The 25,902-nt window shown below is 52.5% G+C and carries 23 protein-coding genes; 6 read left to right on the forward strand and 17 right to left on the reverse strand.

Annotation, left to right across the window (positions count from 1 at the left end):
* Nucleotides 1–214 precede the first annotated feature (214 nt).
* A complete protein-coding gene (locus AC3G3F_RS03185; RefSeq protein WP_053529835.1) occupies nt 215–1,525 on the reverse strand; it encodes a conjugal transfer protein TraF in 1,311 nt (436 codons plus the stop codon).
* Nucleotides 1,526–1,771: 246 nt separating this feature from the next.
* Here AC3G3F_RS03185 and zur point away from each other — a divergent pair, with 246 nt between their 5' ends.
* Nucleotides 1,772–2,287, forward strand: coding sequence for a zinc uptake transcriptional repressor Zur (gene zur, locus AC3G3F_RS03190; protein WP_023246283.1), 516 nt, complete (start codon nt 1,772–1,774; stop codon nt 2,285–2,287).
* A gap of 97 nt (nt 2,288–2,384) precedes the next feature.
* On the opposite strand, the gene AC3G3F_RS03195 is transcribed toward zur, so the two are convergent.
* From AC3G3F_RS03195 to AC3G3F_RS03215, 5 genes are all read right to left on the reverse strand, one after another.
* Nucleotides 2,385–2,594 (reverse strand): CsbD family protein, encoded by a 210-nt coding sequence (locus AC3G3F_RS03195; RefSeq protein WP_001030592.1) that lies wholly within the window; start codon nt 2,592–2,594, stop codon nt 2,385–2,387.
* Nucleotides 2,595–2,615: 21 nt separating this feature from the next.
* Nucleotides 2,616–2,729 (reverse strand): hypothetical protein, encoded by a 114-nt coding sequence (locus tag AC3G3F_RS03200; protein ID WP_077918392.1) that lies wholly within the window; start codon nt 2,727–2,729, stop codon nt 2,616–2,618.
* Nucleotides 2,719–4,050 carry an MATE family efflux transporter DinF gene (gene dinF, locus AC3G3F_RS03205; protein ID WP_053508365.1) on the reverse strand — a complete coding sequence of 444 codons (1,332 nt, stop codon included), beginning with the start codon at nt 4,048–4,050 and terminating at the stop codon, nt 2,719–2,721. The genes AC3G3F_RS03200 and dinF overlap by 11 nt, the downstream gene beginning before the upstream one ends.
* Nucleotides 4,051–4,223: 173 nt before the next feature.
* Nucleotides 4,224–4,832, reverse strand: a complete 609-nt coding sequence (lexA, locus tag AC3G3F_RS03210) for a transcriptional repressor LexA (protein WP_000646079.1) — start codon at nt 4,830–4,832, stop codon at nt 4,224–4,226.
* A 108-nt stretch (nt 4,833–4,940) separates the two neighbouring features.
* Nucleotides 4,941–5,309, reverse strand: coding sequence for a diacylglycerol kinase (locus tag AC3G3F_RS03215; protein ID WP_023246281.1), 369 nt, complete (start codon nt 5,307–5,309; stop codon nt 4,941–4,943).
* A gap of 170 nt (nt 5,310–5,479) precedes the next feature.
* Here AC3G3F_RS03215 and plsB point away from each other — a divergent pair, with 170 nt between their 5' ends.
* A complete protein-coding gene (gene plsB / locus AC3G3F_RS03220) occupies nt 5,480–7,900 on the forward strand; it encodes a glycerol-3-phosphate 1-O-acyltransferase PlsB (RefSeq protein ID WP_488394424.1) in 2,421 nt (806 codons plus the stop codon).
* A 110-nt stretch (nt 7,901–8,010) separates the two neighbouring features.
* Here plsB and ubiA read toward each other — a convergent pair whose 3' ends face one another.
* The 5 genes from ubiA to malK form a co-directional block, all read right to left on the reverse strand.
* Nucleotides 8,011–8,883: a 4-hydroxybenzoate octaprenyltransferase gene (gene ubiA, locus AC3G3F_RS03225; protein ID WP_000455245.1), complete on the reverse strand. Its 873-nt coding sequence runs from the start codon at nt 8,881–8,883 to the stop codon at nt 8,011–8,013.
* A 13-nt stretch (nt 8,884–8,896) separates the two neighbouring features.
* Complete coding sequence (ubiC, locus tag AC3G3F_RS03230; RefSeq protein ID WP_000019219.1) at nt 8,897–9,394, reverse strand: chorismate lyase; 498 nt, start codon at nt 9,392–9,394, stop codon at nt 8,897–8,899.
* A 180-nt stretch (nt 9,395–9,574) separates the two neighbouring features.
* A complete protein-coding gene (malM, locus tag AC3G3F_RS03235; protein WP_488394426.1) occupies nt 9,575–10,492 on the reverse strand; it encodes a maltose operon protein MalM in 918 nt (305 codons plus the stop codon).
* A 163-nt stretch (nt 10,493–10,655) separates the two neighbouring features.
* Complete coding sequence (locus AC3G3F_RS03240) at nt 10,656–12,014, reverse strand: maltoporin (RefSeq protein ID WP_023246278.1); 1,359 nt, start codon at nt 12,012–12,014, stop codon at nt 10,656–10,658.
* 173 nt (nt 12,015–12,187) lie between these two features.
* Entirely contained in the window at nt 12,188–13,297 is a 1,110-nt protein-coding gene (malK, locus tag AC3G3F_RS03245) for a maltose/maltodextrin ABC transporter ATP-binding protein MalK (protein ID WP_000179169.1), read from the reverse strand.
* 361 nt (nt 13,298–13,658) lie between these two features.
* Between malK and malE the strand changes: the two genes are divergently transcribed.
* The 4 genes from malE (at nt 13,659) to xylE (ending at nt 19,303) form a co-directional block, all read left to right on the forward strand.
* Nucleotides 13,659–14,849: a maltose/maltodextrin ABC transporter substrate-binding protein MalE gene (gene malE, locus AC3G3F_RS03250; protein ID WP_023246277.1), complete on the forward strand. Its 1,191-nt coding sequence runs from the start codon at nt 13,659–13,661 to the stop codon at nt 14,847–14,849.
* A gap of 186 nt (nt 14,850–15,035) precedes the next feature.
* The gene (malF, locus tag AC3G3F_RS03255) at nt 15,036–16,580 is read left to right on the forward strand and encodes a maltose ABC transporter permease MalF (RefSeq protein WP_023246276.1); all 1,545 of its coding nucleotides are present in this window, start codon (nt 15,036–15,038) and stop codon (nt 16,578–16,580) included.
* A 14-nt stretch (nt 16,581–16,594) separates the two neighbouring features.
* Complete coding sequence (gene malG, locus AC3G3F_RS03260; RefSeq protein WP_001252081.1) at nt 16,595–17,485, forward strand: maltose ABC transporter permease MalG; 891 nt, start codon at nt 16,595–16,597, stop codon at nt 17,483–17,485.
* 342 nt (nt 17,486–17,827) lie between these two features.
* Complete coding sequence (xylE, locus tag AC3G3F_RS03265; protein WP_488394428.1) at nt 17,828–19,303, forward strand: D-xylose transporter XylE; 1,476 nt, start codon at nt 17,828–17,830, stop codon at nt 19,301–19,303.
* 45 nt (nt 19,304–19,348) lie between these two features.
* Here xylE and psiE read toward each other — a convergent pair whose 3' ends face one another.
* From psiE to pgi, 6 genes are all read right to left on the reverse strand, one after another.
* Nucleotides 19,349–19,759, reverse strand: coding sequence for a phosphate-starvation-inducible protein PsiE (gene psiE, locus AC3G3F_RS03270; RefSeq protein ID WP_023246274.1), 411 nt, complete (start codon nt 19,757–19,759; stop codon nt 19,349–19,351).
* Between the two features lie 141 nt (nt 19,760–19,900).
* The gene (locus AC3G3F_RS03275) at nt 19,901–21,997 is read right to left on the reverse strand and encodes a YjbH domain-containing protein (RefSeq protein ID WP_220572945.1); all 2,097 of its coding nucleotides are present in this window, start codon (nt 21,995–21,997) and stop codon (nt 19,901–19,903) included.
* On the reverse strand, nt 21,997–22,734 hold the full coding sequence (locus AC3G3F_RS03280; protein ID WP_023246272.1) for a capsule biosynthesis GfcC family protein: 738 nt from the start codon (nt 22,732–22,734) through the stop codon (nt 21,997–21,999). Before AC3G3F_RS03280 ends, AC3G3F_RS03275 begins: the two co-directional genes overlap by 1 nt.
* Entirely contained in the window at nt 22,731–23,369 is a 639-nt protein-coding gene (locus AC3G3F_RS03285; protein WP_053508354.1) for a YjbF family lipoprotein, read from the reverse strand. Before AC3G3F_RS03285 ends, AC3G3F_RS03280 begins: the two co-directional genes overlap by 4 nt.
* A gap of 63 nt (nt 23,370–23,432) precedes the next feature.
* Nucleotides 23,433–23,675, reverse strand: a complete 243-nt coding sequence (gene yjbE, locus AC3G3F_RS03290; RefSeq protein ID WP_024149520.1) for an exopolysaccharide production protein YjbE — start codon at nt 23,673–23,675, stop codon at nt 23,433–23,435.
* A gap of 391 nt (nt 23,676–24,066) precedes the next feature.
* Entirely contained in the window at nt 24,067–25,716 is a 1,650-nt protein-coding gene (gene pgi / locus AC3G3F_RS03295; RefSeq protein WP_053508352.1) for a glucose-6-phosphate isomerase, read from the reverse strand.
* Between the last annotated feature and the right edge of the window lie 186 nt (nt 25,717–25,902).

The following is a 25,902-nucleotide window of genomic DNA, read 5'->3' on the forward strand; positions in this document are numbered from 1 at the left end:
GACAAAGAGATAATATTAACTATTCATTTGCTCATACTATGCAAGATGTGTTTCTTATTTTATAAGATAGAATTGTGCTGCATATTCGTCATGTTGAAGACAATAGTCCTTAATAGATACAGTAGCCACACGGCGAATAAAGATTATGCGGTGAAAAAAGCTCTGCTATGGCATAACGCTAAACCGGAGGCATTACACCTCCGGTGAAAACGCCTCAGAATGTCATCGTAAGCTGCACGCCCGCCCCCCAGGTTTCATCTTCGCCGTACAGCCCCATTAAATCGAGATGTACGCGGTTAAAGGGCGCAAAGCCAAGACCGCCAGTAACCACATTGCTATCATTATTTTTCACATCCGCACGATACCCTGCGCGCACTGCCAGCCATGATAACGGACGGACTTCAGCGCCAACGCCAACGTACTGTGAATTGTCTTCGCTCTTAAAGCCTTTCGTTTCCGTCAGATCGCCATCGGCGCTTACGGTCAGCAAATCGTTATGCCATGCGACGCCCGCAGTGACCAGGGGGCGGATTTGGTATGTATCTTTATAGTTGGTAGTTTCTCCCGTCATACCATTGGTAATATAAATATCTTTCGTATCGATATCGCGAGATACCAGATTTTGCCCGCTCAGCCCCAACGTCCAGTTTTCACCGACATCGGCAGCAAGCCCCGCATCAACGTTAAAGCCAGTGTCGTCATTACGATAACGGCTGCTATTCCAGTCGCTACTGTCGTAGTTATAAATTGACGTGGTGTAGTTATAGAGCCAGGTTTTTTGCAGTTTTGGCGTAACGCCAATGGAAACAGGCACGTCGCCCACCGCAAACTGCTTCGCCAGCGCAATACCGTAGTCAGACACAATCGCTACCCGCCCCGACGCGGTAGAGTTTAAATGCTTTGTAATTTCATCAGACCCCAGCAGGGCAGCGCGTCCTGCTTCACGAAGCGCGATACTTTCATCATGCTGGATATCGCGCAGATACTGAATATCGTTCTGATCAATGGACGAACTCACGCGCCCATGCGCATAACCTTTGGCGATAAACGCCACGGAAAGCGTTTGTCCTGGAATACTTACCGCCAACCCGGCGCCGGCATTGGCACGGGCGGTTTTTCCGTTGAGATATTCCAGCTCATCGGCCAAATCGCGCGCGGCCCCCTGAAATTGATTCAGCACGCCGCGCGGATTGAGCAGAATTTGCCCCAGCGTAAGGTTATCGACGACCTCATCGTAGTAATCCACTTTATCGCTGATATCATCAATTTCATCCTGGAGATTGTCTTTATCGGTAATCTGGACGCCGATTGCAGGAAGGACAACAGTGATATTGTCTTCCGGTTTGGCTTTTGCCAGTAATGCCGGGTTTAACAGTACTCCGCTGCCATAATTCGCGGACGCTACGCCCGTCCCGCCCATTGCGTCATTACGCGCTTCTGTCCAGGTATTGGCGGCGCTCGCCTGCTTTGCCATACAAAGCGAGACCGCGATAGCAATTAGTGAAAGTTTGACGTCTTTGTTCACAGTTAGCCCATTTTATTATCAGGTGAAGTAATCTCTCCGCCACGTCTTGCAGGGCAGAGGCGAACTATTGCTGTGAAATAGTGATATTAAAGCCTGTTGTTATAATATCGGCCCTCATTATGTATAGATGAGAATACTGATCCGGAAAAGCTTAGCAGGCGATATATTGTTGCGGGGTAATTTCAGAGTTTTAAGCAGCTCGTGGTAAAGTAGCAGATTAGACTTTCATGCCATTCGAGGTGCTACATGGAAAAGACCACAACGCAAGAGTTACTGGCGCAAGCTGAAAAACTCTGTGCGCAGCGCAACGTGCGCCTGACGCCTCAGCGCCTCGAAGTGCTGCGCCTGATGAGCCAACAGCAGGGCGCGATCAGCGCATACGATCTGCTCGATTTGCTGCGCGAAACGGAACCACAGGCCAAACCGCCCACCATCTACCGCGCGTTGGATTTTTTGCTTGAACAGGGGTTTGTCCATAAAGTGGAATCCACCAATAGTTACGTGGTTTGCCACCTGTTCGATCAGCCAACGCACAGCTCGGCCATGTTTATCTGCGATCGTTGCGGCGTGGTGAAGGAAGAGTGTGCAGAGGGCGTGGAAGACATCATGCATACGCTGGCGGCTAAAATGGGATTTGCGCTACGACATAACGTTATCGAGGCGCACGGTCTGTGCCCCGAGTGCGTAGAAGTGGAAGCGTGCCGCCATCCGGGTGAGTGCAGTCACGATCACTCGGTGCTGGTGAAGAAAAAACCGCGCTAGCCAAAACGGGAAACGGGCGACAATAGAGAGGGTGCCGCCCGCATTCATAAGCAAACAGTGGGAAGCACATCCATGTACTCCTGGTGGGGAAAACGTATTACCAGCGATAGTTGTTACGGGTTTCCCAGTCAACAACCTCTTTTTCCGCCTGATCTTTCTGGTAACCGTAACGCTCCTGGATTTTACCTACCAGCTGATCGCGTTTACCTTCGATAACGGTCATATCGTCATCGGTCAGTTTGCCCCATTGTTCTTTCATTTTACCTTTAAACTGTTTCCAGTTACCGCCGGCTTCGTCTTTATTCATCATCTTGTCCTCATCATTCGGTTAGGAATAGCAAGTGTTATTCGCCCAAATGCACTGCAATTTCTGCTGGACGTGATAGTAATTGTAGGCAGGAATTCGGACTTCGGTTTTATATTCAGAATTTTTAACCGTCACGACTGGCAAACCATGTACCCTCGCGCCAGTGACGACGCCAGATAAGGGCCAACGACAGACCGCGAAGCGCCAGAAACACGGTTAATGCCAGCCATAAACCATGATTTCCTAATACCGGCAGGGCGAAGAGCGTTAGCGCAAATCCTCCCGCAGCGACCGCCATGCTATTGCGCATTTCGGCGGCGCGCGTCGCGCCAATAAACATGCCGTCAAGCAGATAGCACCATACGCCCACCAGCGGTAATACCACCTGCCAGAGAAGATACCGATCCGCCAGTAGCTGTATTTGCGGCAATGAGGTCAGTAACGCGACAATATGTTCGCCTGCCAGGGCATAGACTGTGGAAAACAACAAGGCCACAATTCCTGACTGGCGACACGCCGCTCGCCAGACATCCAGTAGCTTGCTACCGTCACGCGCGCCGTAAGCCTGACCGGAGTGCGCTTCTACCGCATAAGCAAAGCCGTCCAGCGCATAGGCCGTAAAGGTGAGTAATGTCATCAGTACTGCATTTACCGCGATAATATCGCTGCCCAGCCGCGCGCCTGACACCGTGATTGCGCCAAAACAAAGCTGAAGGAGCAATGAGCGCAGCATGATATCGCGATTGAGCGCCAAAAGACGGCGCACGTTGCCGCGCCAGGCCTGTTTTAGCATATCCAGCGACACGCCGCGGAGATGGAGAACTTTACGCACCATCATGAAGCCGATCAGTAACGTGGCATATTCTGCGATGACCGTCGCCAGGGCGGCACCCTGCACGTTCATATGAAGCCCCATCACCAGCCACAGGTCGAGCGTGATGTTGAGGATATTGCCCACGACCAACAAGATAACGGGTGCCCGCGCATACTGGACGCCTAACAGCCAACCGAGCAGCACCAGATTCGCCAGTGACGCGGGAGCGCTTAGCCAACGAATTTCAAGGAATTGTCTCGCCTGTACCAGGACAGCGTCGTTCCCGCCGACAATATGTAAAGCCAGCTCGATAAGCGGCGTGCGAAATAGCACAATCATCACGCCAGCGCCCAGCGCCAGTAACAACGGCTGAATGAGCGCCCGGGCTAACGCCAGTGGATTTTTGGCGCCAAATGCCTGCGCCGTTAGCCCAGTAGTACTCATACGTAGAAATAGCAGCAGCATGAAAAGAAAGCTGGTGGCAGTCGCTCCCACCGCCACACCGCCCAGATAAACCGGGCTGTCCAGATGACCAATCACCGCCGTATCGACCAGTCCCAGTAAGGGAACGGTGATGTTAGAAAAAATCATCGGCAACGCAAGACGCCAGAGAGCTTTATCAGAAGAGGTAAAAAACGGCATGGAGAAAAGCCTGACAAGGAGTTAAACGAAACGTGCTCATTGCCGGATGGCAGCGTAACACCTTATCCGGCCTACAAATTAATCATTTCAGCAACTGCATTCCCGTAGGCCTGATAAGCACAGCGCCATCAGGACAAGATTGCCGGATGGCGGCGTACAAGGAGATTAAGAGATTACAACCATTCCCCGTTGCGAATAACACCTACCGCCAGCCCTTCAATCGTAAAGCTTTGCTCGCGCAGATCCACCACTATCGGTGTAAACTCGCTGTTTTCCGGCAGCAGCTCCACTTTATTGCCCTGCTTTTTCAGGCGTTTTACTGTCACTTCATCGTCAATGCGAGCGACAACCACCTGGCCATTGCGCACGTCCTGCGTTTTATGTACCGCCAGCAAATCCCCATCCATAATACCGATGTCTTTCATCGACATACCGCTCACGCGCAGCAGGAAATCGGCGCTGGGTTTGAATAAAGAAGGATCGACCTGATAATGGCCTTCAATATGCTGCTGCGCCAGAAGCGGCTCGCCCGCCGCGACACGCCCGACAAGCGGTAATCCGTCCTCTTCTTCCTGTAACAGACGGATGCCTCGCGATGCGCCGGAAACGATTTCAAGCACCCCTTTGCGCGCCAGCGCTTTAAGGTGTTCTTCCGCAGCGTTTGGGGAACGGAACCCCAAACGCTGCGCGATTTCCGCACGCGTCGGTGGCATACCTGTCTGGCTGATGTGATCCCGAATGAGATCAAACACCTCTTGTTGCCTGGCCGTTAACGCTTTCATTCCGCCCCCTGGGTGTATATACAGTCATGCTGTGAGTATATACAGTTAAAGGTGATTTTGGAACCACAAACGGCGCAAAAAACAAGAGATTTATAAAATTTGGAACCTTTATCGAAAATGTGACCATAACAGGATGCCCCAGGTCATCAGGGCAACGAAAATAGACAGCAGTACCGCAGCCGATCCCATATCTTTCGCGCGGCCGGAAAGCTCATGGTATTCAGAACCAATGCGATCAACGACCGCTTCAATAGCGCTGTTGAGGATTTCAACAATCATGATAAGTAAAACGGAACCTATCAATAACACACGGGTAATCGCATCCACATCCAGCCAGCAGGCGATGACGACGCCCAGCAATACCGCGAGGCTTTCCTGGCGAAACGCAGCTTCGTGAGTCCATGCGGCGCGAAATCCTTTCCAGGAATACCCTGCCGCTTTGATAATTCTGGTAAATCCAGTGGTATTATTGGCCATCAAAAGAACCTTTTTACATTATTAACGTCAATGACATTATACGGTTGCCCCGCACGATTCGGACTACCGTAACGCAGCGCGAAGTATGACGGGATACAACAGAAATTCGCTAAACTTTCTGATATCCTTGCAGCGCATTTGCATTATTAACCAGAGGCTTTACATCGTTTATGTCCGGCTGGCCACGAATTTACTACAAATTACTGAATTTACCATTAAGCATACTGGTAAAAAGCAAGTCTATTCCGGCGGAACCCGCTCAGGAATTGGGACTCGATACTTCTCGTCCCATTATGTATGTCTTGCCATACAACTCAAAAGCGGACTTACTGACGCTGCGCGCTCAATGTCTGGCGCACGATCTCCCGGATCCGCTGGAGCCGCTGGAGATCGACGGCGCGCTGTTGCCGCGCTATGTATTTATTCACGGCGGACCGCGCGTCTTTACGTATTACACGCCAAAAGAAGAGTCGGTGAAACTTTTTCACGATTATCTCGATCTGCATCGTAGTAATCCGGCTTTGGACGTGCAGATGGTGCCCGTTTCCGTGATGTTTGGCCGCGCGCCGGGTCGTGAAAAGGGAGAAGAGAACCCGCCTCTACGTATGATGAACGGCGTACAGAAATTTTTTGCCATCTCCTGGCTGGGTCGCGATAGCTTTGTCCGATTCTCGCCGTCCGTCTCATTACGTCGCATGGCTGATGAACACGGCACCGATAAAATCATCGCACAGAAACTGGCGCGCGTGGCGCGTATGCACTTTGCTCGCCAGCGCCTGGCGGCTGTTGGCCCACGCCTGCCCGCCCGTCAGGATCTATTTAACAAACTGCTGGCCTCGAAAGCTATCGCCCGCGCGGTAGAAGACGAAGCGCGCAGTAAGAAAATCTCTCATGAAAAAGCGCAGCAAAACGCCATTGCGCTGATGGAAGAGATCGCGGCGAACTTCTCTTACGAGATGATTCGTTTGACCGACAGGATTTTGGGGTTTACCTGGAACCGGCTTTACCAGGGGATTAACGTGCATAACGCCGAGCGCGTACGCCAACTGGCGCACGACGGGCATGAAATCGTCTATGTGCCCTGTCACCGCAGCCATATGGACTATTTGCTCCTTTCTTATGTGCTGTACCATCAGGGACTGGTTCCGCCGCATATTGCCGCCGGTATCAACCTTAACTTCTGGCCCGCTGGCCCGATTTTCCGCCGTCTGGGCGCGTTCTTTATTCGTCGCACCTTTAAGGGGAATAAACTCTATTCCACCGTTTTTCGCGAATATCTGGGCGAGCTGTTCAGCCGCGGCTACTCCGTAGAATATTTTGTCGAAGGAGGACGTTCGCGTACCGGACGTTTGTTAGATCCGAAAACCGGCACACTGTCGATGACTATCCAGGCGATGCTGCGCGGCGGTACCCGTCCAATTACGTTAGTGCCTATTTACATCGGCTATGAGCACGTCATGGAAGTGGGAACCTATGCTAAAGAACTGCGCGGCGCGACAAAAGAGAAAGAGAGTCTGCCGCAGATGCTGCGCGGTCTGAGCAAGCTGCGCAATCTGGGTCAGGGCTACGTTAACTTTGGCGAACCGATGCCGCTTATGACGTACCTGAATCAGCATGTGCCGGAGTGGCGCGAATCTATCGACCCTATAGAGGCAATACGCCCGGCCTGGCTGACGCCGACGGTAAATAGTATCGCCGCCGATCTGATGGTGCGTATTAACAACGCTGGCGCGGCAAACGCGATGAACCTGTGTTGTACCGCGCTGTTGGCGTCGCGTCAGCGCTCGCTCACCCGCGAGCAGCTTACCGAGCAGCTCGATTGTTATCTCGATCTGATGCGCAATGTCCCTTATTCTACGGACTCAACCGTTCCTGCCGCCAGCGCTGACGAGCTCATCGCTCACGCGCTGCAGATGAATAAGTTTGAGGTCGAGAAAGACACCATTGGCGATATCATCATCCTGCCGCGCGAGCAGGCAGTGTTGATGACCTACTATCGCAACAACATCGCGCATATGTTGATTATGCCTTCGCTGATGGCGGCGATTATCACCCAGCATCGCCGCATTTCGCGTGATGCGTTGCAGCAGCATGTTGAAGCGCTCTATCCGATGTTAAAAGCGGAGCTGTTCCTACGCTGGGAGCGCGAGGAGTTAGCTGCGGTGATTGACGCACTGGCCAGTGAAATGCAGCGTCAGGGGCTGATTACCGTGCAGGACGACGAACTGCATATCAACCCGGCGCATTCCCGTACGCTGCAACTGCTGGCGGCGGGCGCGCGCGAAACGCTACAGCGTTATGCCATTACGTTCTGGCTGTTGAGCGCCAATCCGTCCATCAACCGCAGTACGCTGGAGAAAGAAAGCCGTACCGTGGCGCAACGTCTGTCTGTCCTGCACGGTATTAACGCGCCGGAGTTTTTCGACAAGGCGGTGTTCAGTTCATTAGTGCTAACGCTACGGGATGAGGGCTATATCAGTGATACCGGCGATGCCGAACCAGCAGAAACGATGAAGATATATCAGATGCTTGCCGATCTGATTACCTCTGATGTCCGTCTGACGATTGAAAGCGCGACGCAGGGCGAGTAAGCCAGCGCCTGAAATGCCCGATGACGCAAGCTTATCGGGCGACTGATATGACGTATTGAAAATTTTGGGTTTGCAGGCCGGGTAAGGCGTAGCCGCCGCCCGGCATGACATCAGAAGTGCCAGTAACTCATCGCCAGCCCTAAAAATAGCACCAGGCCAACGTAGTTATTGTTCATAAAGGCTTTAAAGCAGGCTTCGCGCTCACGGTTCGCAATCAGTTTTTGCTGGTATACAAACAGCGCGCCCGCCACCAGTACAGACCAGTAATATCCCCATCCCAGACCATTCAACCAGCCGATCAGCGCCATTAACGCCATTACGCCAAGCTGCAGAATTCCGATAATCAATTTGTCATAACGACCAAACAGAATCGCGGTCGATTTAATGCCTATCTTGATATCGTCATCTCTGTCGACCATCGCATATTGCGTATCGTAAGCCACCGCCCAGAGAATATTGGCGAGGAACATCAGCCAGCAGCTCAACGGCAGGGATTCGCTCACCGCGGCGAACGCCATGGGAATTGACCAGCCGAAAGCGGCTCCCAGCACTACCTGCGGCAGGTGGGTGTAGCGTTTCATAAAGGGATAAACCCAGGCCAACGCCAGCGCCGCCACGGAAAGCAGAATCGTCATGGCGTTCAGCGTCAGCACCAGCAGAAACGCCAGCAACACCAGTACCACAAACAGGTTGCGCGCTTCTTTCTCTGTCACGGCGCCGCTGGGTAAAGGCCGGTTTACAGTACGTTTTACATGTCCGTCAAATTTACGATCGGCATAATCATTCACCACGCAGCCTGCCGCGCGCATTAACCACACGCCGGCGACAAAAACCGCCAAAATCCACAGCTGAGGCATACCCGGCGTCGCCACCCATAACGCCCAAAGCGTCGGCCAGAGCAGCAGCAACGCGCCAATAGGCTTATCTGTACGCATCAAGCGGTGAAACGCCAGCAGCTTACTCTGCGTCAGGCTCCACTCCATCTTTATCTTCCTCTCAGTACAGCGGCGATGCAGGTAAAAAAAGCTCGGTAAGCAACAGCGGTTTTCCGCTCAACCGCAGGCGAGAGCGGCGCCCCCACAGCGTTGCATCGCGTCCAATTTCAATAAAATCGCGGGTCAGTGTCGATGATGTAAATAGATAACGTCCAAGCGGGGTTTTACCCAGATGTTGTAAGACCTGTTCAGGTCCGCACAGCGTGGATTCCGGTACGACGGTACGTCCGGCAAGCCAGGGCTCGCCGTCAGCGCAAAGAAGTATCTCACGTAGCCAGTAGCGGGATTCGGATGGCAGTAAACCTGACGCTTCCTCGACCTCACTTTGGCCGACAAACGCTTCCCGAATCAGCGTCACGCTTACTCGCTTTCCCTGCTGCTCAAAACGTTTGGTCATAGAATCTTCCAGCAATAGCCAGTCCAGCAAATGGGGCTCAAGCGCAGGAATCGCATCAAAATAGCGCAGCGCACGCAGTTGCGTTAACGCAGGGTGTGACATGCCTTACTCTCCGATTCATAACCTAAAGTCATTGTATCTCAGAAAAGGCATTACGGGGGGCGTAATCACAATTAAGTGATCTGTTGCGCAACAAAAAAATAACAATTCGCATAAAATGATAAAAAAAGGTGCGCCAGGAGACGCACCAGTTGCTGCAAAATCAGCACTGTGGGGAAACGATTACCCCTTGCCTTTTACACTGCTGATAAAGGTGGAACGGGCAGATGTCGATCCCAGACGTTCGGCCTCATCAAGCAGTTTCAGCGCTTTATCGACATCGCCTTTCGCTACGGCATCCTTAATCGCTTTATTAAAATAGCTTTCCGTATCGTTCAACATCGGTTCGCTTTTCTTCGGCGCGACTGGCGCTGGCGCAGCGACCGGCGCGGCGGTATTGCCTACCGTTACCGGCCCGGTACCGGACGAGCCAAACAACGGCCCGACCAATACGCTGGAGCTGCTGTTGGTTTTCACCTTCAGTTTCACTACGCCGTCAGTGGTATGGCGCGCAACCGGATCGGGAATATCCGGGATAGAGTTGCCGACGCCTTTGGCATAGGCTTTTGCCGGATCGAGCAGCGTGATGGTTTGCTGAAGATCTTTTTCGGTCGTAAACACCAGAACATAGAGTTTCTGCTGCCCGAGCGCGGGGGTCAGGCGCATCACGCCTTCCAGCCGGTCTGCGCTCATGACACCCGGCTGCTGATAAGTAAAGTAACTGCTGGGGAAGAACGCCGAAGGCGTCATATTTTGGTCAAGAATCAACACGTTTGGTGCAAAAACGCTGGCTTGCTTATTGACCTCGCTGGTCAGAGTTAATGTCAGCTCGCCGATATTCGCCGGAACGCTATAAGCGGCGACCGGGCCGGTAATGCCGGCAACGTCAAGGCGCTGGCCGCCAGTCGCCAGTTGGGTAGACTGCGTTTTTGACTGGTCTACAGGCGTCCAGGTTAATTGCTGTAGCGCAGCAGCAGGAATAGCGGGCGCGGCGCTGGTATTTTGCGGTACATAGTTCACTTCCGCCAGGCTGATACCCGGTACGCTGGCGAACAGCCCTGCGGTTAAACAGAGGGCGACGAGACTTTTCTTCATTTTCATTATTATCACCTCAATAAGGCGGGTTCAGCGGTAGCCAGGCAATAGCGCGCCAACCCAAACATATCGCCGAATGGCGGCTGGCGCCTTATCCGGCTTACAGGCATCATCAGACCTGATGTTTCAGAGGGGCTTACGCCCCTCGTTACGTCAGATGACCGTCGTATTACCACCAGATTTCCATCTGGGCGCCGAAGGTCCACTCATCGCTATCGCCACGGCTGTTGGTGGAAATGCCGGAGTTAGTCGCTGCGGCATAACGGGAAATGTTATCGCCGTCTTTGATGTAGCCCCACTTCTCATCCCATTTCGCGTAGGTGGCGAAAATACGGATAGCCGGACGCGACCAGATGCTATCGCCCGCCTGCCACTGTTGCGCCAGAGTGATTTTATATTGATTGTTACGATCGCCGGTCTGCTGAGATTTCACGTTGTCGTAGCCAACTTCCAGCAGGGTACTCATGATTGGCGTCCACTTGTACATTGGACGTACGCCCACGGTCCACCACTCGGTACCCAGGTTATTATCCCAATCGATATTCTGGTACATACCGACGTACATCAGATCCCATTTGTCACCAAGCGAGATGGCGCCATGATCCAAAATACGCCACATATCGCCATTATTATTGATGACCTTATTGGCGTAATTAATTTTGGTTCCATCAGGTAATACTTCGGTGAAAGATGAAGAACCGTCAGAACCACGCGCCTGGCCTTTACCCTGCGTGGTCATGGCATCGGTGGCATATTGCACGACAAACTTGTTATAGCCTTTCAACATGCTTTGCGTATGTTCGGCGGTGAACATCCAGCCGTCTTTCGATGCCCCATCCGCCAGCTTATAACCATCGGTCGTATTGGCGCGACCGTAATCAACGCCCAGCTCCAGTACGCCGTCCGGGTTCGTTTGCAGACCAGCCAGACGTACGTCAAATACGTCGTTAGCGGTATCTTTCACTTCATCATAAATATTCTGGCTGCTGAAGGTATAAGAACCACCCGCTTCAGTAGACCGGGTCGCCGCCAGTGAAAGCTTACCGAAGCCCAGATCGATATTTTCGATACCCGCGCCAGGACCCGAAATATCCCAGTAGTAGAAGTCGATCATGTGTACGTCATGACGCTGATAGAAGCGCTTACCGGCCCAGATAGTGGAACCCGGCAGCCATTCAATCAGGTTTTTACCCTGCACGTTCGCTTCGCGGAAGGCGGGATCGGTGCTTTCCCAGTCATTCTGCTGGTTAACCGAATAGGCGACGTTGGTGTCGAAATAGAAGCTCTTATCGCCCTCTTTCCACACTTCCTGACCCAGTTTCAGTTCCGCATAGGTTTCACATTCGTTACCGAGACGGTATTTACTTTGAGCGCCCGTTGCCTGAAAACATTGTTGTTCGCCGCCGCTTCCCGTCCAGCCGATACCGGAACGGGCGTAACCGTGGAAATCGACAGCCATTGCCTGAGCGGACATGACGCCCGCGGCGACAGCAACCGCCAGAGGAAGTTTGCGCAGAGTAATCATCATTCTATCTCCTGAGATCATTGCTTTTCTTTAAACGCGTCCCCCTTCGGTCTGCCTCTTTGTTGGCTGCGTTCCTTCACCCCGGTCACATACTATGTGTACGTTCCCGGGGATTCATTCACTTGCCGCCTCGATGCAGACTCGAATGACTTTGCGTTTCGTTTTTTATGGAGGCCTTAAACACCCGGCTCTTGATGCAGACGACGACATGCGCTGCCATCTTCACGGAACAGATGACAGCGCTCTGGCGGCAGGCCGATAGCGAATGTGGCGCCCTCTTCTACCAACACCACGTCATTCTGGCGATAAACCAGGTTTTGACGGATGGCGGGGATCTGGATATGAATTTGTGTTTCGTGCCCCAACTGCTCGACCACCTGGACTTCGCCTTCCAGGGTGACATCGGCGATATCGCTCGGCAGCAGGTGTTCCGGCCGAATGCCTAAAGACATATTGGCCCCGACCTGCACGCCGCGACTTTCGACCGGCAGCCAGATTTGCTGGCGATTCGGCAGTTCAACCTGGACTTGTTCAATCGCGGTGGCGGTCACTTTCACCGGCAGGAAGTTCATCTTCGGCGAACCGATAAAGCCCGCAACAAAGCGATCCGCCGGATAGTGGTATAACTCCAACGGCTTACCGACCTGCGCGACGCGACCGGCGTCCAGCACCACGATTTTGTCTGCCAGCGTCATCGCCTCGACCTGATCGTGGGTGACATAAATCATCGTGCGGCCCAGACGTTTATGCAGGCGAGAAATTTCAATGCGCATCTGCACGCGCAGCGCGGCGTCCAGGTTAGAGAGCGGTTCATCCAGCAAAAACACGCGCGGCTCCGCCACCAGCGTGCGGCCAATCGCCACGCGCTGACGCTGACCGCCGGAAAGCGCTTTTGGCTTACGTTCCAGCAGATGCGCCAGTTGCAACACTTCCGCCACCTGGTTGACGCGTTGATTCATCACCTCTTTTTTGGCGCCCGCCAGCTTGAGGCCGAAAGACATGTTTTCTGCAACGGAGAGATGGGGATAGAGCGCATAAGACTGGAACACCATGCCCACACCGCGCTCGGCAGGCGGAATATCATTCATACGGGTTTCCCCGATAAACAGATCTCCGCGAGTAATGGTTTCAAGGCCAGCGATCATACGCAGTAAGGTCGATTTACCACAGCCTGACGGTCCCACAAACACCACGAATTCCCCGTCATGGATATCGAGGTTAATATCTTTCGATACCACCACGTCACCCCAGGCTTTCGTTACATTTCGTAGCTGTACGCTCGCCATGCCCTTCTCCCTTCGTTACAACCTGTCATTGACAGCAACATTCATGATGGCCTGACTATGCGCGATCCCTGGCTGGGATAAATCCTCCACCCCCCGGCTTTTTTATGGGGGAGGAGGCGGGAGGATGAGGACACAGCGCCTGAGACCACGGACGTGGACAGAAAAGGAATTTCGTGATGTCGCCCGCAAAAATCGGCGTGTTTTTATGTGCGCCAGCACGCATTACTCACATTTATGTAACACAGATCACATAAAGCAGGGGTGGGGCGTAGGGGCGGGGAGGATGGAAAGAGGTTGTCGTATAAAGAAACTAGAGACCGTTAAACCACCTCTGTGTAAATCACCAAAAAGGATGGGAGATATGAAGATTAAAACTGGCGTAGGCATCCTCGCATTATCCGCACTCACAACGATGATGATTTCCGCCCCGGCTCTCGCCAAAATTGAAGAAGGTAAACTGGTTATCTGGATAAACGGCGACAAAGGCTATAACGGCCTGGCCGACGTAGGTAAGAAATTCGAGCAAGATACCGGCATTAAAGTGACCGTTGAGCACCCGGATAAGCTGGAAGAAAAGTTCCCGCAGGTGGCAGCGACCGGCGACGGCCCGGATATCATCTTCTGGGCGCACGATCGCTTTGGCGGCTATGCGCAATCGGGTCTGCTGGCGGAGATTACCCCGGATAAAGTGTTCCAGGACAAACTCTATCCGTTCACCTGGGATGCGGTACGTTACAACGGTAAGCTGATTGCCTACCCCATCGCCGTTGAAGCCCTCTCCCTGATTTACAACAAAGACCTCGTCCCGAACCCGCCGAAAACCTGGGAAGAGATCCCGGCGCTGGATAAGAAACTAAAAGCGAAAGGGAAATCGGCGATAATGTTTAATCTGCAAGAACCGTATTTCACCTGGCCTTTGATCGCCGCTGACGGCGGTTACGCATTCAAATTTGAAAACGGCAAGTATGACGTGAAAGACGTTGGCGTCGACAACGCCGGCGCGAAAGCGGGTCTGACTTTCCTGATCGATATGATCAAGAACAAAAATATGAGCGCCGATACCGATTACTCCATCGCTGAAGCGGCCTTCAATAAAGGCGAAACGGCAATGACCATCAACGGCCCGTGGGCATGGTCAAACATCGACAAGAGCAAAGTAAACTACGGCGTCACCCTGCTGCCGACCTTCAAAGGTAAACCCTCGAAACCGTTCGTGGGCGTGCTGAGCGCCGGGATTAACGCTGCCAGCCCGAATAAAGAACTGGCGAAAGAGTTCCTCGAAAACTACCTGCTGACCGATCAGGGTCTGGAGGCGGTGAACAAAGATAAACCGCTGGGCGCCGTGGCGCTGAAATCTTTCCAGGAGCAGTTAGCGAAAGACCCGCGTATCGCCGCCACCATGGATAACGCCCAGAAAGGCGAGATCATGCCGAATATTCCGCAGATGTCCGCCTTCTGGTATGCGGTACGTACGGCTGTGATCAACGCCGCCAGCGGCCGTCAAACCGTGGATGCCGCGCTGAAAGACGCACAAGGTCGTATCACCAAGTAATACGGTTTCCCTTATTTTTTAGGGAATCAGGTTTATTGAATACGTTGTTACGCGAAATCATTCGCGCTACATCGAGGCGGCAAGGAGGCAAATCCCCAGGAGCTTACATAAGTAAGTGACTGGGGTGAGCTTCCGCAGCCAACAAAGAGGTAGTGCGAAGGATAAAGCGTAAAGAGGAAGATCCCCATGGATGTCATTAAAAAGAAACACTGGTGGCAAAGCGACCCGCTTAAATGGTCAGTAATTGGTCTGCTGGGCCTGCTGGTGGGTTACCTTGTAGTTTTAATGTACGTACAAGGGGAGTATCTGTTCGCCATCATGACGCTGATTTTAAGCTCTGCTGGCCTGTATATTTTCGCAAATCGTAAAACCTACGCCTGGCGCTACGTTTACCCTGGCCTCGCCGGAATGGGGCTGTTTGTGCTATTCCCGCTGGTTTGCACCATCGCCATCGCCTTTACTAACTACAGCAGCACCAACCAACTCACCTTTGAACGCGCCCAGCAAGTGCTGATGGACCGTTCTTATCAGGCGGGAAAAACCTATAACTTTGGTCTTTACCCGGCCGGCGACGAGTGGCAACTGGCCCTCACCGACGGGGAAACGGGCAAAAATTACCTGTCTGATGCGTTTTCCTTCGGCGACGAACAAAAACTACAGCTAAAAGAGACCGATGCCCTGCCGGGCGGCGAACGCGCTAATCTACGAATAATCACCCAGAACCGTCTGGCGCTGAACCAGATAACCGCCGTCCTGCCGGATGAAAGTAAAGTGATTATGAGTTCGCTACGTCAGTTTTCCGGTACCCGTCCGCTTTACACACTGGCTGATGACGGCCTGCTTACCAATAACCAGAGCGGCGTAAAATACCGGCCAAATAACAATAGCGGTTATTATCAGTCGATCAACGCCGACGGAAGCTGGGGTGATGAAAAACTCAGTCCCGGTTATACCGTTACTATCGGCGCGAAAAACTTTACGCGCGTCTTTACCGACGAAGGGATCCAGAAGCCTTTTTTCGCTATCTTCGTCTGGACCGTGGTCTTTTCGGTCCTCACTGTGGCGTTAACCGTGGCGGTTGGGATGGTATTGGCCTGCCTCGTACAGTGGGAGGCGCTGAAAGGTAAAGCTATCTACCGCGTCCTACTGATTCTGCCCTACGCCGTACCGTCGTTTATCTCAATTCTGATTTTCAAAGGGTTATTCAACCAAAGCTTTGGCGAAATCAATATGATGCTGAGCGCGCTGTTCGGCATTAAACCTGCCTGGTTCAGCGACCCCAACACCGCGCGAGCAATGGTGATTATCGTGAATACCTGGCTGGGCTATCCATACATGATGATTCTGTGCATGGGGTTGCTAAAGGCGATTCCGGACGACCTGTACGAAGCCTCCGCAATGGACGGCGCCGGTCCGTTTCAGAATTTCTTTAAAATCACCTTACCGCTGCTGATTAAGCCGCTGACGCCGCTGATGATCGCCAGCTTCGCCTTTAACTTTAATAACTTTGTGCTGATTCAGCTATTGACCAACGGCGGGCCAGACCGTCTCGGCACCACTACGCCAGCCGGTTATACCGATCTGCTCGTCAGCTACACCTACCGTATCGCCTTTGAAGGCGGCGGCGGTCAGGACTTCGGACTGGCGGCGGCAATTGCCACGCTGATCTTCCTGTTGGTAGGCGCGTTGGCAATAGTGAACCTGAAAGCCACGCGTATGAAGTTTGATTAAGGGAGATAATAACAATGGCTATGGTCCAACCCAAATCTCAAAAATTACGTCTCTTCATCACGCACCTGGGACTGCTGATTTTTATCGCGGCGATCATGTTCCCGCTGCTGATGGTCATTGCTATCTCGCTACGTGAAGGGAACTTCGCCACCGGGAGCCTGATCCCGGATAAAATCTCCTGGGAACACTGGCGGCTGGCGCTGGGTTTCAGCGTGGAACATGCGGATGGCCGGGTAACGCCGCCTCCCTTCCCGGTATTGTTGTGGCTGTGGAACTCGGTGAAAATCGCCGGTATTACCGCCATCGGCATCGTGGCGCTCTCCACCACCTGCGCCTACGCTTTCGCACGAATGCGTTTTCCAGGTAAAGCAACACTGCTTAAAGGGATGCTGATTTTCCAGATGTTTCCAGCGGTATTGTCTCTGGTGGCGCTGTATGCGTTATTTGACCGACTGGGACAATACATTCCATTTATCGGTCTGAATACGCATGGCGGCGTGATCTTCGCCTATCTTGGCGGCATCGCGCTGCATGTCTGGACGATTAAAGGCTACTTCGAAACTATCGATAGCTCGCTGGAAGAGGCCGCAGCACTGGATGGCGCAACCCCGTGGCAGGCATTCCGTCTGGTGCTACTGCCGCTTTCCGTACCGATTCTGGCGGTGGTGTTTATTCTGTCGTTCATCGCGGCGATTACCGAAGTCCCGGTCGCCTCGTTGTTACTACGCGATGTGGACAGCTATACGCTGGCCGTTGGTATGCAGCAATATCTTAACCCGCAAAACTACCTGTGGGGCGACTTTGCCGCTGCCGCCGTACTTTCCGCTATTCCTATCACCCTGGTGTTCCTGTTGGCGCAGCGCTGGCTGGTCAACGGCCTGACGGCAGGGGGTGTAAAAGGCTAATCTTTGTTATACCTGCCCGGCAACGGGCAATGCCACTGCCCTCAACTTATGTTATCCCCACTAATGGTCGTATTTTAGCGCTCTTCGGAGCGCTTTTTTTATACGTTATGGATAGCGGCTGATTTTATGTTATTTGATAATGCCGTTATGATTATTTTCTTTTGTGCTTCTTATCACGGAAAATATACCATCCAATTCTTTTTCGACACATTAAACAGAATTAAGATCACAGAAAAGATATAACGTAATGGTAATGTAAAAAATGATAATTGTCTTCCCTGCCCGTTAAAACCACCATCATCCACACTGACAAAATGGCTGCATCATCTAAGGCAGGTCTGGATGAATACCCAATATAATTCCCGCTATATTTTTTCGATTACCTTAGTCGCAACATTAGGAGGGTTATTATTCGGCGATGATACCGCTGTTATTTCCGGTACCGTCGAGTCATTAAACACTGTTTTTGTCGCGCCGCAGCAGTTAAGCGAATCCGCCGCCAACTCACTGCTAGGCTTTTGCGTTGCCAGCGCGCTGATTGGCTGTATCATCGGCGGCGCGATTGGCGGCTACTGTAGTAACCGTTTTGGTCGTCGAGATTCTTTAAAAATCGCCGCCCTGTTATTTTTTATTTCCGGCGTAGGTTCCGCCTGGCCGGAGTTAGGATTTACCACCATTAACCCTGATAACGCCGTACCAGTTTATTTGGCTGGATACGTCCCCGAATTTGTCATTTATCGCATTATAGGCGGGATTGGCGTCGGCTTAGCTTCAATGCTATCACCCATGTATATTGCCGAACTGGCCCCTGCCCATATTCGTGGAAAACTGGTCTCATTTAACCAGTTCGCCATTATTTTTGGACAACTGCTGGTTTACTGTGTGAACTATTTTATTGCCAAATCCGGCGACGCCATCTGGCTGAATTCGAACGGCTGGCGATATATGTTTGCCTCAGAATGTATTCCGGCGCTGCTCTTTTTACTGTTGCTGTATACCGTACCGGAAAGCCCGCGTTGGTTGATGGCGCGCGGCAGAAATGAACAAGCAGAAGGCATTTTGCGCAAAATTATGGGGGCTTCACTGGCAAGCCAGGCGATGCAGGAAATCACTCATTCGCTGGAGAATGGTCGCAAAACAGGCGGACGCCTGCTGATGTTTGGCGCAGGCGTGATTGCGATTGGCGTCATGCTGTCCGTCTTCCAGCAATTTGTTGGCATCAACGTGGTGCTGTATTACGCACCGGAGGTCTTTAAAACTCTGGGCGCCAGTACCGATGTCGCGCTGTTACAGACGATTATTGTCGGCGTCATTAACCTGAGCTTTACCGTTCTGGCCATCATGACGGTAGATAAATTTGGCCGCAAGCCGCTGCAAATTATCGGCGCGTTGGGTATGGCTTTAGGGATGTTTAGTCTCGGCACCGCCTTTTACACTCAGGCACCGGGCATCGTGGCGCTATTATCAATGCTGTTCTACGTCGCCGCATTCGCGATGTCCTGGGGACCGGTCTGCTGGGTATTGCTGGCGGAAATCTTCCCCAACGCCATTCGCGGCAAAGCGCTCGCCATTGCTGTCGCCGCGCAGTGGTTGGCGAACTACTTTGTCTCCTGGACCTTCCCAATGATGGATAAAAACTCATGGCTGGTCGCCCATTTCCACAACGGTTTCTCCTACTGGATCTACGGTGTGATGGGCGTTCTGGCGGCGCTATTCATGTGGAAGTTTGTACCGGAAACCAAAGGCAAAACGCTGGAAGAACTTGAGGAGTTATGGACGCCAGCAGAAGAGAAAACGCCGAAAACCGCCATACAATAAGCTGATTTATCGCCATGCCGTACGTCCGTTACGGTGTGGCGACGCCTATTCTCGCCGTAGTCGGTTCGAATTACATAACCACAACGTGATAACCAACAGTAGGATCGCCGCCGAATAGAGTAATACATCCATCGGCGTTTTATGATCGACAATGATCAGGCGCACAATTGCCGTGATCCCAATATACACGAAATAGCGCAAAGGAAAGTGAAAGCCAGACTTAAAGTACTTCACAATCAGCGCAATAAATTCGAAATAAAGAAAGTAGATCACCAGTCCTTCCACCAGTTCATATTTACTGGCTTGCTCAGGCACGAATAATGCGTCCGCCAGATGCACCGTCTCTTTACCGAGAAAAACGACCAGGATCAGGCCAAGGGTAAGCAGCCCCAAATTTAGTACGTTTTGTAAAATCGTGGCGATGAGCTCAAGATGTGAGCGAGATAATGACATCATAACAGCCCCTCTTTCTCTGTGGCGAGGTTTCTGTATAACGCACAAATGTGACGAACATCTATATTTTTTATTTATGTTTATATTTTGTTCAATAAGATGATTTGCCGGATAGCGCCGTGAACGCCTTATCCGGCTTGAGTATTAACGGAAATTTACGCTCCTGTCGCTGGTCATATCATACAGGCCAAACTTACGGCCAAGCTGTTGACCACCATCACGCGTCAGCGGTGTCCAGCCAATTGCCGCACGACTTCGGGTTGGGCCGGACGAGAAGAGATCCAGCGGCACGGAAACATATACGCCTTTGGTAAAATCCCCTTCCCCATATTCATCCGGCGACGCGTCGGTAATCGTCGCGTAACCGCCGACAACGACGCCGCTACCGAAGCGTTTGGCGATTTCCAGCGTACCGCCTTTATCGCCCGCCAGATACTGACCAACGCTGGCTTTCACCAGCACATCCTGGGCGAACGACGGCGTCCAGTATGCGGTCAAATGTCCGGTCTTCACGCTGTAATCGGTAAACTTCATCATATCCTGCGCGCTACGCCAGTCACGCTGTTTCACATAGTTGGCATCCAGACCAAACGCCCAATTGCTGTCCACCGGGCGATACAGTACTTCCGCCCCGGCACCGCCAAACATAGTCTCCAGATAACCGCCGTAGACCTGCCCATAGAAACCATTGCCAAAATACTGGAAGTAGTTGGCCTGTAGGTTATTCACATAGACATCATTCTGCACATACTCACGGACATGCGTACGCACCCGCGGCAGATGCGAATCCTTCGGCGGATTGGTGTAGTTAAATTTGTCGTAGTTGTTGGCGATATTGGCAAACACGCTGCCCGTGGTGAGCAGATGATCCGTGACCCACAGATCCGCAGTTCCCATTACGCCCAACTGATACATATAGAAGTTTTCCGGGCCGCCTACCGACTGGTTCAGCACGGGATCGAGATGAAAATCAACGCGCGACTTGTCGATATACCAACCCTGTTCAGTACTCTCTGGCACGATCGGCTCCACGCGTTTTTGCGCCAGCGAGGTTTCATGTCCCAGCGGTTCACCTTCCAGATGGCGTTTCAGGCTGGAGACATCGGTTTCAGTGGTGACCTGCGGCAGATTAAGGCGGTTTTCCGTCACGCGGATCGTGCGAATCCCCTCCGGCAGATCGTTCATGACGATCCGGTTAGCGCGCACGATCCCTTCACGGGAGTCGCGGTACTTCACCTGTTCACCGGTAACGTACAGCGTATCGCCTTTGACCTGAATTTTCGGGTCCGCCAGACCGGCATTATATTTCAATAACGTTAATTGATTAGCCACTACCGAATGTTGCAGGATGGCATCCTGCGGCTGTGGTCGGTATTGCGGGCGTGAATTGTCATGATACGCGGGACGTAAATCGTTGAAATTGGTGCGCAACGTGACGCCAAACATGAAGGTGTTGCCGCGCTCGTAGCTGAGGTTAACGTCGGCCCAATCGGTGACGCGGTAAATGGCGCCGACGTTAAACTTGCTCTTCTGCGCCAGTTTACCCGCAAAATCCTGCTGATAGTTATTGCCTTCATACTCCAGCTTCAGGCGTAGCGGTTGCCACGGGGTCTGGTATTCCACGCCGCCAAACAGCGAAGCCGGGCCGTGAAACATATCGCTACCGTCGACGGAACCTGCCTCTTTGTAGCTGTTATTACGCGAACAGAATTTATCGCTATATGAACAGAAAGGATTAGACACATTGCCGCTGGTGCCAAGATAGCCCCAGCCGAGACCTAATGAAAAATCAAACGGCCCCCAGGCCTTACTCGCGACAATATATTCCGCATCAAACAGCCCTGTCCCGCCGATATCGCGTGCGCCAACCGCCACCTGCGGCATCCAGTAACTCTCTTCCCACAACCGCAGTTTCACATCAAACGCTTTATCTTTGTATGTCTGGTCGCCGGAGAATGATTCCACGCTGCTGTACTTTTTCGTACGAACATCGGTATAGCGCAACGTGGTTTCCAGCCATGGGAAAAGCTGAACCGAAGCCGAGTAGTAGCGGTACTGATCGTTATCGCGATAGTTCAGGCTCATCTCCCCTTCACGCGCCATACGCGCTGTCGGCGTTTGCAGCAGGCCCACGCCGCCAAAGTCAGATTGTGAAGGGCCAACAGGGGCTGGATATGTTTCGGCATGGCAGGCCGCGCTAATACCCAGCGCCAGCACGCTGAGCAGATGTGTTTTTTTCATTATTCCGGTATCCGCTGCGTCAGGGTATGAAGAATGTCGGCATTCATCACCTCCGGTGTGCCGCGCCAAAGGGAATCAGCAAAACCGACAAAAATGATGCTGCCGGGCATCGGCTCGATATGACGCTTATTCCAGTAAGCCACCGGCGCTTTTTGGCTGCGTCCATCAGGGTAAACCACCCAGGCATAGCTACGATCCGCGCCGCTGAGTAAGCGTTGATCCTCGAGATAACTGGCGACGTCCCGCCCAGGGACGAACGGCTGGCTGCCCGGCTGGCTAATCAAGCCAAAGAGCGTCACCTGCGTGGGTTGCGGTCCGACCCAGAGCGTGTAGTTACCTTGCAGCGGCGGGTTACCACGTTCGCTCACGCGAACCACGTCAGGATCAAGATTCACTAATTGTCTGCCCGTTACCTTCACCGCCTGAATCTGCTGACGCAACGTGTTTATCGCAGCCGCAGCATCGCCGTCCTCCTCAGCGCTGAGCGCCGTCAGTCGCCCGAGGAGTTCCTGTTGCTGCTGACGCGCCGTCACGGTCGCCTGTTCTTCGCCTATCACCGCCGCAGGCCACCAGCTCGTTGCCAGGCGCGGCTGTCCGACTAAATCAAGCAGACGCTCAGCGTCTGTCAGCGTTTTAGGCTCACTATTACCTTTGGTAAAAACCGTAACAGTGCCGCTGGCAAAGGCGGATGACGCGACAAAGGCCAGCGCCAGCGCGCTTATCGTCCTTTTCATCATGATTTTGCCGCCTTAATCAGCGTGGTTTTCACCGGAAAGTAATTCGCGCCCAGATACTGTTCCGCCTGGCGAATTTGGCCTTCGCTATCAACCCAGTAGCGATTACGCCAGCGCGTTTGAGCGGTCGTCACTTCTTCATCCAACACCCGCACGGCGGTTTCCTCACTGCCGACGCTAACACTATCAGTCCCTTGCCATGTAAAAACGGAACGGGCGGTGGCGTAACGCACCTGGCGATGTTCGGTCCAGCCCAGGGTGCGAGTCCAGGTCGCGCCATCGATAATCTGTCCTGGTTTCGCCAACGGGTCAGCCGCCAGATTATTCACATCGATCAGGTTGTCGCCGCCGAGCAGAGTTTTGACCAGACGGCCATGCTGCGTCACGATCGTCGCGCCATCCTGTGTCACCCATTTCTGCTGCCCGTTTTCCGAGAAAGCGAGCACCACAAACAGTTGAGGACCGCCGTTAAGCTGCATGTACTGGCTGGCATAAGGCATGTTTTGAATATCGTCATCCGTTAACTGTACGCCTGGCGTACCGAACAAACTGTCCCACAGTGAATTGCCCAGGCCTTTAGTGGTGGCCGAACACGCCTGTAATAGCAGGCAAATCAGGATAAGTGCGGGTCGCTTCACGACGCTTCTCCAGAGGGGCAAAATAACCACACCGGAGTGTGGTTATGGTTAAACGTACCGATACTACTGGGTACTGGTGGTCGTGGTGGTCGTGGTCCCGGTATTGGAACCATCACCACCGCCGGTTGCCGCTAACGCGACGCCCACCGCCGAACTTACGGTGCTAACGCTGGTGGCGGAAGAACTTCCCGCCGATACCGACGTCGCTGCCGACCCTGCCGCTTCACCCACCTGAACAGGGGCCGCCGAGACAGATGTCACCGCAAGCGCGGTTATGGCAAAAATGCCATACAGTACTTTTTTCATCATAATTTCCCTTCATTGAATGAATGGAGATTTACCCAAAAGAATTTCGGGCGCTACCGAGTATACACAACCAAAGCAGGCGGATTATGTCCGGGAGAAATAAAGTCGATGTTTTAGGATAATTAAACTTTAAAGAAACAATACACACCTTATTTAATTAACAAACAAATAAAATCAATCAGTTAAAATTATATAAAAAGAAGGCGACATCCGTATAATCTGAAAATAACGCAGAGTGATTTTCTGGTTATTGGTTATTTTAGGATTAAGCTCAATATAAAATTATAGGGGAAAAGACGGACAAGCGGAATTATCTTATAAAAAAAGCCGATGTGAATATCGGCTTTTTTATTATCTTATTCTCTTTTTACCGGATGGCGGCGAAGCGCCATCAGGCACGCCAGGCTTTATAACGGTTAATCAGACCGTTGGTAGAGCTATCATGGGACGAAATAGCTTTATCATCGCCCAGCTCCGGCAGAATACGGTTAGCCAACTGTTTACCCAACTCAACGCCCCACTGGTCGAAAGTAAAGATGTTCAGGATGGCGCCCTGAGTAAAGATTTTATGCTCATACAGCGCAATCAGCGCGCCCAGGCTGAACGGCGTAATTTCGCGCAGCAGGATAGAGTTGGTCGGGCGGTTGCCTTCAAACACTTTGAATGGCACAACGTGTTCAAGCTGCGCCGGATCTTTACCCTGATCGCGATATTCCTGCTCAACCACCTCGCGGGATTTACCAAACGCCAGCGCTTCGGTTTGCGCAAAGAAGTTAGACAGCAGCTTCTGATGATGATCGGATAGCGGGTTATGGGTGATAGCCGGGGCGATAAAATCACACGGCACCATTTTAGTACCCTGGTGAATCAGTTGATAAAACGCGTGCTGGCCGTTGGTGCCTGGTTCACCCCAGATAATTGGGCCTGTCTGGTAATCCACGGCGTTGCCGTTACGGTCAACGTATTTACCGTTGGATTCCATGTTGCCCTGCTGGAAGTAGGCGGCGAAACGGTGCATGTACTGGTCGTACGGCAGAATGGCTTCGGTTTCCGCGCCGAAGAAATTGTTGTACCAGATGCCAATCAACGCCAGCAGAACGGGCAGGTTTTTCTCCGCCGGAGTGGTGGAGAAATGCTTGTCCATTGCATGCGCGCCGGAAAGCAGCTCGACAAAGTTGTCGAAACCGACGGACAGAATAATGGACAGACCGATGGCAGACCACAGCGAGTAACGACCGCCGACCCAGTCCCAGAACTCGAACATATTGGCCGTGTCGATACCAAATTCGCCGACCGCTTTGGCGTTGGTGGAGAGCGCAGCAAAGTGTTTCGCCACGTGTTTTTCATCGCCTGCGGTTTTCAGGAACCAGTCGCGCGCGCTGTGGGCGTTGGTCATGGTTTCCTGCGTGGTGAAGGTTTTCGACGCCACCAGGAACAGAGTCGTTTCCGGGTTCACTTTTTTCAGCACTTCAGCGATGTGGGTACCATCAACGTTAGAGACGAAGTGCATATTCAGGTGATTTTTATACGGACGCAGCGCTTCGGTCACCATGAACGGGCCGAGGTCGGAACCGCCGATACCAATGTTCACCACGTCGGTGATGGCCTTACCAGTGTAGCCTTTCCACTGACCGGAGATAATCGCTTCCGAGAAGGTTTTCATCTTCTCAAGCACGGCGTTCACTTCCGGCATCACATCTTTGCCGTCCACGATGATCGGCGTATTGCTACGGTTACGCAGCGCCACGTGCAGCACGGCGCGGTCTTCGGTGCGGTTGATCTTCTCGCCGGAGAACATAGATTTAATCGCGCCAGCCAGATCGGTCTCTTTCGCCAGATCCTGTAATTTTGCCAGCGTCTCTTCGGTGATGCGGTTTTTGGAGAAATCCACCAGCATCAGATCGTCAAAAGTCGCGGAAAACTTAGCGAAACGGTCGCTATCTTTCGCGAAAAGCTCAGCGATCGTAACGTCTTTCATTTCGTCGTAGTGTTTCTGGAGCGCCTGCCAGGCAGAAGTCTGCGTTGGATTGATATTTTTCATTAGCAATACTCTTCTGATTTGAGAATTGTGACTGGAGTCGATTGTAACGCCAGTCACAGAAAAGTGTGATTGTTTTAGTGCCGTTGCCCCAGGCACTGTCGAATGAGGATAAAAAGTATATACCCTAAATAATTCGAGGTGCAGAAAGGCGGCAAGTGAGTGAGTCTCCGGGCGCACAGATAAGCC

Source organism: Salmonella sp. FC25216 (assembly GCF_057751355.1).